8 protein-coding genes are annotated in these 9,276 nt (G+C 64.2%); 5 read left to right on the forward strand and 3 right to left on the reverse strand.

All coding sequences use genetic code 11. The annotated features are described in order from the left end of the window. The first annotated feature begins 69 nt into the window (after nt 1–69). Nucleotides 70–1,695 (forward strand): methyl-accepting chemotaxis protein, encoded by a 1,626-nt coding sequence (locus OGL93_RS13060; RefSeq protein WP_263263101.1) that lies wholly within the window; start codon nt 70–72, stop codon nt 1,693–1,695. A gap of 100 nt (nt 1,696–1,795) precedes the next feature. Here OGL93_RS13060 and OGL93_RS13065 read toward each other — a convergent pair whose 3' ends face one another. The 3 genes from OGL93_RS13065 to OGL93_RS13075 all read right to left on the reverse strand — a co-directional run bounded on the left by OGL93_RS13065 (nt 1,796) and on the right by OGL93_RS13075 (nt 4,107). Next, entirely contained in the window at nt 1,796–2,950 is a 1,155-nt protein-coding gene (locus OGL93_RS13065; protein ID WP_263263260.1) for an MFS transporter, read from the reverse strand. A 374-nt stretch (nt 2,951–3,324) separates the two neighbouring features. After that, a complete protein-coding gene (locus OGL93_RS13070) occupies nt 3,325–3,630 on the reverse strand; it encodes a DUF2845 domain-containing protein (RefSeq protein ID WP_263263102.1) in 306 nt (101 codons plus the stop codon). 36 nt (nt 3,631–3,666) lie between these two features. Then, complete coding sequence (locus OGL93_RS13075; RefSeq protein WP_346659647.1) at nt 3,667–4,107, reverse strand: GNAT family acetyltransferase; 441 nt, start codon at nt 4,105–4,107, stop codon at nt 3,667–3,669. Between the two features lie 135 nt (nt 4,108–4,242). Here OGL93_RS13075 and OGL93_RS13080 point away from each other — a divergent pair, with 135 nt between their 5' ends. The 4 genes from OGL93_RS13080 (at nt 4,243) to OGL93_RS13095 (ending at nt 9,263) form a co-directional block, all read left to right on the forward strand. Continuing rightward, nucleotides 4,243–4,872, forward strand: a complete 630-nt coding sequence (locus OGL93_RS13080; protein ID WP_263263103.1) for a LysE family translocator — start codon at nt 4,243–4,245, stop codon at nt 4,870–4,872. A gap of 349 nt (nt 4,873–5,221) precedes the next feature. Beyond that, entirely contained in the window at nt 5,222–6,073 is an 852-nt protein-coding gene (locus tag OGL93_RS13085) for a DMT family transporter (protein ID WP_263263104.1), read from the forward strand. 210 nt (nt 6,074–6,283) lie between these two features. Beyond that, nucleotides 6,284–7,033, forward strand: a complete 750-nt coding sequence (locus tag OGL93_RS13090) for an SDR family oxidoreductase (protein WP_263263105.1) — start codon at nt 6,284–6,286, stop codon at nt 7,031–7,033. A gap of 529 nt (nt 7,034–7,562) precedes the next feature. Continuing rightward, nucleotides 7,563–9,263: a ShlB/FhaC/HecB family hemolysin secretion/activation protein gene (locus tag OGL93_RS13095; protein ID WP_346659649.1), complete on the forward strand. Its 1,701-nt coding sequence runs from the start codon at nt 7,563–7,565 to the stop codon at nt 9,261–9,263. Nucleotides 9,264–9,276: the final 13 nt, after the last annotated feature.

Below are 9,276 nucleotides of genomic sequence, written 5' to 3' on the forward strand. Positions count from 1 at the left end.
AGCACACTTCCAGCCAGCCGATAGGCTCTTAAAGAACGCGAACAGTCCCCAAAGGGAAGTGAGAACACCATGAATTTACGGACCATGAACGTGGCTCCCAGAGCCGCGGTTTTTTTCACGCTTATCGTAATGGTGGTATTTGCGCTGGGAATTGTTGCCGCGCTGCAGATGAGCAAGCTGCGCGACACCGAGCAGGAAGTGGAAGCCAACTGGATGGCGAGCATTCGCCAGGCTGGCTTGATGAACGCCGGCGTGTTGCGCCTGCGCCTGGAAAGCCTGCGTGCAAGCACCACGCCCGACCCACAACTGAGGCAGGAGACGTTAGCGGCGTTCGGTGGTTATCGCAGCACTTTCTTCGACGCGGTCAGCCGTTACGAACCCCTGGTGTCGGACGAGGAAGAGCGTTCGCTGTACACGGCCCTGCGAGCGACAGCCGATACCTATGGTAGGCAACTGGACACCTTTGAACCAATGGTTCGCTCCGGGGACTATGCTGCGGCGGTGACGTTCATCAACACGAATATCCGGCCCTTGACCAATACCCTGGGCGATCAGATCAGCAAACTGATGGCTTACAACGACCAAGGCGCGAAGGACGCGGGCCTTGCGGCCAAGGCCACCTATTCTACTGGCATGGCGCTGGTGATCGGGATCGTGGCCCTAGCGGTGCTGCTCACAGTGGTGCTTGCCGTATTGCTGACCCGCAGCATCACCACCCCGATCGGCGCTGCGCTGTCAGTGGCGGAGCGCATCGCTTCCAGCGACCTGTCCAGGGACGTGCAAATCAGCGGCGAGGATGAAGCCGGCCGCCTGCTGGCCGCCCTGGCGAAAATGCAAGCGAACCTGCGCGATACGATCAGCCACATTGCGGACTCTTCCACTCAGTTGGCCTCGGCTTCCGAAGAAATGACCGCCGTGACCGAGGACGCCAGCAAGGGACTGGTTCGGCAGAACGATGAGGTCAACCAGGCAGCGACCGCCGTCAACGAGATGAGCGCGGCAGTCGACGAGGTCGCGCGCAACGCCGAAGCGGCGTCGCAAACCTCCCAGCAGTCTCAGACCTATACCCATGAAGGCATCGAGAACGTGGCCCAGACCCTCAAGGCCATTGAAGGCCTGGCCACTAACATGAGTACCACCGGCGAACAGGTTAAGGCGTTGTCTGCCAGGGCGCAGGGCATTGGCAAGGTGATCGAGGTGATTCGCGCCATTGCCGAGCAGACCAACCTGCTTGCGCTGAACGCGGCGATTGAAGCCGCGCGCGCTGGCGAGCAGGGCCGCGGGTTTGCGGTGGTGGCCGACGAGGTTCGGGCGCTGGCGCACCGCACGCAACAGTCGACCCAGGAAATCGAGCAGATGATCACCGCGATTCAGGGCGATTCCGCTCAGGCGGTGCGCGCGATGGGGCTGAGCACGGACATGGCCACCAATTCCATCGCCGTGGCGCAGAGCGCGGACGCCTCGCTGCGGCAGATCGCCGAGGCCATCACCCATATCAACGAGCGCAACTTGTTGATCGCCACCGCCTCGGAGGAGCAGGCGCAGGTGGCCCGTGAAGTGGACCGTAGCCTCACCAGCATTCGTGAGTTGTCTAGCCAGAGCGCCGCGGGTGCCAGCCAGACGGCCAGTGCTTGCGGGGAGATGGCCAGCCTGGCCACCCGTTTGAATCAGCTGGTAAGGCGCTTCAAGGTTTAATGGTATAGCGCGATGATGCTGCGCAGGCGCAGTGCCGCGCTATGCGCTGGGTGTGCGTTGCAGCTTGCCGGCCCGCTAAAGCCAGCAGGCAGCGGTAGGGTCATCGGGAAAGCACTCGCCGCGACAGCCGCAGGGCGTTGAACGCGGCGAGGGCGAACACGCTCGCCGTCAGGCACAGCGCTAGCGGCAGGCCCTGGGGGTTGCCTTCCATCATGGCGCCGCTGAGCAGCGGCCCGGCCAGGCTGCCGAGGCCCCAGAGCATGCCGATGCTGGCGTTGGCGGTGACCAGGTCGGCGCCGCGGAAGTCCTCGCCGATCAAGATCAGCGCCAGGGTATAGATGCTGCCCGCCGCGGCGCCGAGCAGCACCAGCGCCGGCCATAGCAGTGCCGGATTGCCGATCAGCCAGGGCAGGGCCAGGCTGATGCCCAGTGTCAGCAGGCCGCAGCCCAGGTGCAGGGCGCGGCGGTCCATGCGATCCGACAGCCAGCCCAACGGCACCTGAAACAGCATGTCGCCACCTAGGATCACGCTCGCCATCAAGGCCGCTACCCCGACGGCATAGCCATAGGCCGTGGCGTAAACCGGGAAGAGCGAGAGGACCACCGTGTCGAAGAACGAGAAGAACAGCACGGCAATGCACAGCGCCGGCGCCACTCGCACAAAGCCCAGAAGCGAGAAGCTGCGGGCCTCGCCCTCGCTGTGCAGGCCCAGGCCCTTGGGTAGCCGATACGCAACCAATGCCAGCGTCACAAGGTTGGCCATGGCGATGATCAGCACCGGGTAGGCGCTCTGTGTTCCCAGCAGGCTGATCAGCAGCGGGCCGCCGAGCTGGCAGCCGGTAAAGCAGGCTGCATAGAAAGCGACCGTCTGGCCACGGGTGTTCGGGTTGCACAGTTGGTTCACCCAGGACTCGCCCAGTATTACGATCAGCCCCATGCCCAAGCCCATGCATAGCCGCGCGAGTGCCAGCGGGATAACCGACGCCTCTAGCCATTCGACGCTGCCGGCGCTCAGCGTGCAGAGCACGAAGCAACCCAGGTAGAGCGTGCGCCCGGAAAAATGCCGGCACGCCAGGTGGGTCAGCGCGGCGGCCAGGATCATGCCTGCCGCCGGCATGGCGCTGACGACTCCGATGATCAACGACGTGGCCCCGGCGTTGTGCAGGCGCAACGACACCAACGGCAGCGTAGCGCCCATGGTCAGCCCCACCACAGACACCGCAAAGATCAACAGGCTTAACAAACCGCGATTCAACATTTTCAACTCCGGCCTGCCCAGGAAGGGCAGGCGCATCCACACGCAAGGAGCCGCCACGCACACGGCGCAGCGCCTGGAAAAAGCAGAGGGTGGCCGTGAAGGGCCGCTCAGGCGTGAGGGGAGAAGGTGAACGCGAAGAGAACGGAGCGCCGGCGCCGCTGGATCGCATCTTGCGGCCACTCGAAGGCGACGGGTACGAGACCCGTTCGCGGCGTGGCAGGCAGGCGGATGAACGACGGCATGGTGCAGGGCAGGCTCAGGGAGCAAAAGTGCGCAGAGCCTAGCGGCAAGGGGCGGGTGAGTCAAACCGGGCCTGGCGTTGAGGCTCGCCCCGCGCGCCAATAGGCCTGACCCGAGGCGCCGCCAGAGCGTTAACCGCGCTCCCCGGTGATGCTCACCAACCGATCCCCCTCGAAGCGCAGGTAGTGATACATGCCGGAGCTCGGCCCGTAGGTCCATTGTTCTATGGGCGTGCTGGTTGGCCTGCCGGTTGCGTCGAGGGCCTTGACGTAGCCTGCCGCGGCCCGGCCCGCCGGTTCGCCGCACTTGCGCAGCACTTCGCCCATCGAGTCATTCACCGAGATCAACGCGCTGTTGCAGCGCAATGTGCTATCGGCGTGCACATTGGCCGCGGCTATCAGCAACAGGCAGGCCGTCAGGTTCAGGTAGCGATTCATTAGGTATCCAAACGCAGTTAATGGGAGGCAGTGGCACTACACGGGAGGAGGCACATTGCTGTCGATCTTCTTTCCCATGCTGATGCGCGGCTCTGTGATGTAGCCCAACGCTTCATAAAAGGGTGTGACGCCTTCATTCGACTCGATGATTTGCAGGTTGATTTTCACGCAGCCTGCCGCAACCAGGGCATGTTCGGCGCGTCGCACTAGCGCCGCACCCACCCCATGCCTACGATGCGCCGGATGCACCGCAACGGAGTACAACCACCCCCGATGGCCGTCGTACCCGGCGAGTACCGTTCCGATCACCTCCGTGCCGGCGAGCGCAACGAAAAACAGCCCATCGGCCACGGCCAGCTTTTTATCGATCGCCAGGCTTGGTGCGTTGTGCGCCGTCTGGTAGCCAAATACCTCCTTCCACAATCCGATCACTGCCATTCGATGGCGGTCATTTGAAAATTCGACGATGTTAGCCATGGATGTCCTCGGCGCTGAAGGCTGGGGGCCGCTTTTGACAATAACCGGCGCAAATGTTTTATATCGCGAGTGCCATCGCTGGATCCAGTTTCTCGGCCTTCGATGGTGAATCTCGGCACTTGGACATTACCGCTCATGGCACTGCACCTCTGGATCACCTTCTCCCTGGCCTACCTGGCAACCACCCTTACCCCGGGCCCCAACGTGCTGCTTACCGTAGCAAATGCCCTGCGCTACGGCCCCGCCGCGATGGCGGCGACCTTCGTGGGCAACCTCAGCGCGCAGCTGGTGGTCACCACTGCAGTGGCGTTGGGCGTAGGGGCAATGCTCGTGGCGGTGCCGATGGCCTTCATGGCACTCAAGCTGCTGGGCGCGGGCTACCTGATTTATCTGGGCTTGCGCCAGCTGTTCGCCCGAAGGGCCCCTGCGCCGGCCGAGAGCCTGGCGACGCAGGGCGCCCGGTCCAACCGGCGAATCTGCGCCCAGGCGTTCCTGGTGTCGGCGAGCAACCCCAAGGCAATGATCTTCCTGTGCGCCTTCCTGCCGCAGTTCATTGAGGCAGGGCGGCCGGTGTTCGGGCAGTTCGTGGTGATGTACCTGTCCATCGCTGCAATCGTGCTGACCGTGCATTCGACCTATTGCTACATCGCCTTGCGCTTCGGCCAACGGCTCAAGGCCGCGCGCTGGCTGCCGCTGCTCAAGCGCGGCACGGGCGCGGTGTTCGTGGGCCTGGGGGTGCGGCTGCTGAGCGTTCGAGCAGCCTGAGCCCGCGTGCCAGAAAACGGCTCACTGCCGGATTTACATTTTGCAATTTCCTCTGCTATCGTCACGGCAACTCAACGTACCGATCCCGTACCCACCATGTCCTCTACTGCACTCACCGCCTTCGCGACGAAGCCTGCCCCCCTCGGGCGGCGGTGTGCCTGTGCAGTCAGCGTGGCCCCCGTCTCGCCATCTGTTGTTGCTGTAGCTGTTGCGCTGCTGTCCCCGCCAGGGGTGGTTGTGCTGGCCTGAACGGCCTCTATTCGGCTCCAGCTTTTCCCAGCCTTTTAAGGTGCCCCTCTAAGCAGAGGACGCTGGAGCCTGTTCGCTACCAAGACAGGTGACAACATTCATGAGTATTACCCGATCTACCTGGGCCTCTTACGGCGCCATGGGGCTGTTCGTTCTGCTGTGGGGAAGTGCGGCAATTTTCACCCGCTGGGGGCTGGATCACGGCTCGCCGTTCGCGCTGCTGTTGTTCCGCTTTGCCCTGGCGCTCGCGGTGATGCTGATCGTGGGGCGGGTGCGCGGGCGGGTGCTGCCATTGCCTGGAACGAGAACGCGCGCCGCGGCCACGGGCTTTTTGCTCATTGGCGGCTATTCGATCTGTTACTTCCAGGCGATGGCCTATGGCATGACCCCTGGTTTGATCGCGACGCTGTTGGGTATCCAGCCGATTCTTACCCTGTTGTTGCTCGAGCGTACGGTGTCGCCCAGGCGGCTGGCGGGGCTGCTGGTAGCCTTGAGCGGGCTTGTGCTGGTGGTTTACCAAAGCGTGGTGGCCGCCCACGTGTCTGTGCTGGGTAGCCTGTTCGCGTTGTTGGCGCTGGCGTTCATGACCACCGGCGCGATCCTGCAAAAGCAGGTGCGCCAGCATCCCGCGCAGGTCATGCCCTTGCAGTACGGGGTGAGCTTGCTGCTGTGCCTGGGGTTCGCGCCATTCCAGCCCATCACTTTCAGCGCTGATATCGGCTTTATCGCGCCGGTGATCTGGCTGGGCCTGGTGGTGTCCGTGGTGGCGCAGCTGTTGCTGTACCGGATGATCCAGGGCGGCAACCTGGTCAACGTGACCAGCCTGTTTTACCTGGTGCCAGTAGTCACCGTGGTGCTGGATTACCTGGTGTTGGGTAACAGCCTTACGCTGCCCGCCCTGCTGGGCATGGGGCTGATCCTGGGCGGGCTGGCGGTGGTCCTGCGGCAGTAGGGGCGGGCGAACACGCCGCGCTTACCGCAGGGCTGGGCGGAGGTGGGCCGCACCTGCGGCGGTGGCCCTGCACCCCTTGGGCGCCAGGCTCTGCGGCACAAGCGCATGCAGGCCTGGCGCCCACATGGGCTGCCCGAGCAATGCCGCTGGCGAGCGCCGCCCAAGCGGCTACCCTGAAGCATTCGCACCGAAAAAAGGGACGCGCTTGTGATGAACAGGAAGGTCGTGCTGGTCACCGGCGCCAGCCGCGGCATAGGGCGGGCGACCGCGCTGAAGGCCGCGGCGCAGGGCTGGGCCGTGGTGGTGAATTACCTGCACAACCACGCCGCCGCCGATGAGGTGGTCGCCCAGGTAAGAAGCGCGGGCAGCGCTGCCATCGCCGTGCAAGGCGACGTGGCGGTCGAAGCGGATGTGCTGCACATGTTTGCCCAGGCGGATGCCTTGGGGTCATTGGCGGGCGCCGTGATCAATGCCGGGATCGTCGCGCCGCCGCTGATGCTGGTGGACATGCCGCTGGAGCGGCTGCAACGGATGTTCAACGTCAATGTGCTCGGCGCCTACCTGTGCGCCCGGGAAGCCGCGCGGCGGATGATGAAAAGCGGCGGCGGGGAGGGCGGCTCGCTGGTGCTGGTGTCGTCGATGGCGGCGGTGCTGGGCTCGCCCGGAGAGTACGTTGACTACGCCGGCAGCAAGGGCGCCGTGGACACCCTGGTCACTGGCCTTGCCAAGGAAATGGGCCCCGAGGGCGTGCGGGTGAACGCGGTACGGCCCGGGCTGATCGACACCGAGATCCATGCCTCCGGCGGCCAACCCGGGCGCGCCTGGAAGCGTGGCGTGAATTCGCCGCTCGGTCGGCCCGGGACCGCGGAGGAGGTCGCCGAGGCCATCCTCTGGTTGCTCAGCGATGCGGCTTCCTACACGACAGGCACGCACCTGGAGGTCTCTGGCGGCCTGCGCTAGACGCGTTGGCCCAGTGGGAACGGCCGCGTGCGCTGTTTCCACATACCGTCCTCAAGTTTCGCAGAACGGCGCCGTTACGCTGTCGCATTTTGCGATCCAATAAGGACATTCCGTGTTGAATAAGCTTTTCCAGCGCACCGCTCTGGTCACCGCCCTGTCGTTGGCAGGGTGTGTGTCCTATCTACCGCATCAGCTGGTGCCGGTTGGAGCATGACCGTCGCGCCCGCAGGTACATGCCATCGAACCAGCACCTGGATGCTTCTGGTGATCCTCGGTATCCCCTTCCAGCACAACGCGACGGAGATCTGCGGCAGCTCGCGCGCAGTACCGAGGCGGCACGGCAATACCTGCCCTAGGGCAGGTGGCAGGCGCGTTACGCGGCGATGCCGGGCGCCTCGCCTATGCCGGTAACAACTCAACCGGCCGTTATGTATCAACGCCGACGCACGGTTGTTACAAAATGTTGACGTCAGCTTAGTGGCGTCTTAACATTTGGATCCGTGATGTCACTACGCCATATCAAGGACGAATCGTGCCTTTCCCCGCTCCACGCGCTGCTCTTTTATTTTTGTTGTCAGTTTCGCCCATTGCCCACGCCGCCCCTACGCCCGGTGAACAAGACCTGATCCGTGACCGCCAGGAGCGGTTGCTCGAAGAGCAGCGCAAGCGCCTGGAAGAGCTCAAAGACCTTCCCGGCAACGCCCCAGCGCCAGCGGCACCGAGTGCCCCGGCCGACAGCCGCTGCTTCCCGATCGACAGCATCGAGATCAAAGGCGCCGACTCGCTGACGGAGGCTGAGCGTGCTGCCCTGGCTGCGCCGTATCAAGGCCAGTGCCTGGGGGTTCAGCAGCTCAACGACTTGCTCAAGACCATTACCAACCGCTACCTGGAAAAAGGCCTGGTCACCAGCCGCGCCTACCTCCCACAGCAGGACCTGAGCACGCGGCACCTGCAAGTGCTGGTGATCGAAGGCAAGCTGGAAAAACTCAAAAGCGACGCCAACAGCGGCTTGAGCGAGCGTGAGTTGGCCTTGGCGTTCCCTGGGCGGGAAGGGGCGGCGGTCAACCTGCGTGAGATCGAGCAGATGGTCGACCAGCTCAACCGCTTGCCCTCCAACCAGGCGCAAATGGAGCTCACCCCCGGCCAGGCTGTGGGCGGCAGCGACGTGCTGGTGAAAAACGCCCCGCAAAAGCCCTGGCGCGCCAACCTGTCGCGCAACAACGATGGCCAGCGCAGCACCGGCGAGCAGCAGTGGAACGCGGGCCTTGAATGGGACAACCCGCTGGGCCTGGCCGACCAACTGAGCGTGCGCGGCGGCCATGATGCGGTCAGCGATCACCAGCAAGGCTCGAGCAACGCCATGCTCGGCTACAGCCTGCCGTGGGGCTGGTGGACCTTCAGCTATACCTACAGCGAAACCGACTACCGCTCCCAGGCCCAGGCCAACGGTTTCAGCTTCAAGCAAACCGGCGACAGCCAGACCCACCAACTGCACGCCGAGCGCGTGATCCATCGCGATGCCGTCAGCAAAACCTCGCTCAGCGTTGGCCTGTCCAACCTGCGCAGCAACAACTACATCGAAGACAGCCGCCTGGCACTGAGCAGCAACCGCCTCAGCGAAGTGCAATATGGCCTCAACCATGGCCGCCGCGTGGGCTCCGGCTTCGTCAACCTCGACCTTGGCATGCAGCAGGGCATCGGTGCCTTCGGCGCGCAAAGCCCTGGCAACCCAGGCCCTGGCGAACCCAACGCGCACTACCGCAAATACACCGGCACCCTGAGCTACCTGCAACCGTTCAGCCTGTGGGGCGAAAAGCTGAGCTTCACCAGCCTCGCCACCGGCCAGCGCAGCGAAGATGTGCTGTTCAGCCCGCAGCGCACCAGCCTCGGTGGCTCGGCCTCGCTGCGCGGCTACAAGGATCAGTTCCTCTCCGGCAACAGCGGCGGCTACTGGCGCAACGAGCTGCGCCTGACCCGCCCGGTCACCCTCGACTGGCTGCGCCCGGCCTTTGCCGAATACGGCGTGGCCGCCGGCTACGACCAAGGCGTGATCAGCAACGACCGCTACAACGGCAACCAGCACGGCCGGCTCACCAGCAACGCTTTCGAATGCTTCGCCCGCGGCCAGCACATGGCCGCCAGCGTGACCTTCGCCCATTCGCTGGAACGCCCCGCCGGCCTGATCGAGCGCGAGTCGCCGATCTACTTCCGCCTCGACTTCTTCCTTTAACGCCTTTTCGAGA

The organism is Pseudomonas sp. RIT-PI-S (genome assembly GCF_025642975.1).
GTDB lineage: Bacteria > Pseudomonadota > Gammaproteobacteria > Pseudomonadales > Pseudomonadaceae > Aquipseudomonas.

Bases quoted from the DNA above. Each gene is read 5' to 3' on its own strand.
- OGL93_RS13060 (WP_263263101.1), top strand. From the start codon at position 70: ATGAATTTACGGACCATGAACGTGGCTCCCAGAGCCGCGGTTTTTTTC.
- OGL93_RS13070 (WP_263263102.1), bottom strand. From the start codon at position 3,630: ATGAATCGCTACCTGAACCTGACGGCCTGCCTGTTGCTGATAGCCGCG.
- OGL93_RS13075 (WP_346659647.1), bottom strand. From the start codon at position 4,107: ATGGCTAACATCGTCGAATTTTCAAATGACCGCCATCGAATGGCAGTG.
- OGL93_RS13080 (WP_263263103.1), top strand. From the start codon at position 4,243: ATGGCACTGCACCTCTGGATCACCTTCTCCCTGGCCTACCTGGCAACC.
- OGL93_RS13085 (WP_263263104.1), top strand. From the start codon at position 5,222: ATGAGTATTACCCGATCTACCTGGGCCTCTTACGGCGCCATGGGGCTG.
- OGL93_RS13090 (WP_263263105.1), top strand. From the start codon at position 6,284: ATGAACAGGAAGGTCGTGCTGGTCACCGGCGCCAGCCGCGGCATAGGG.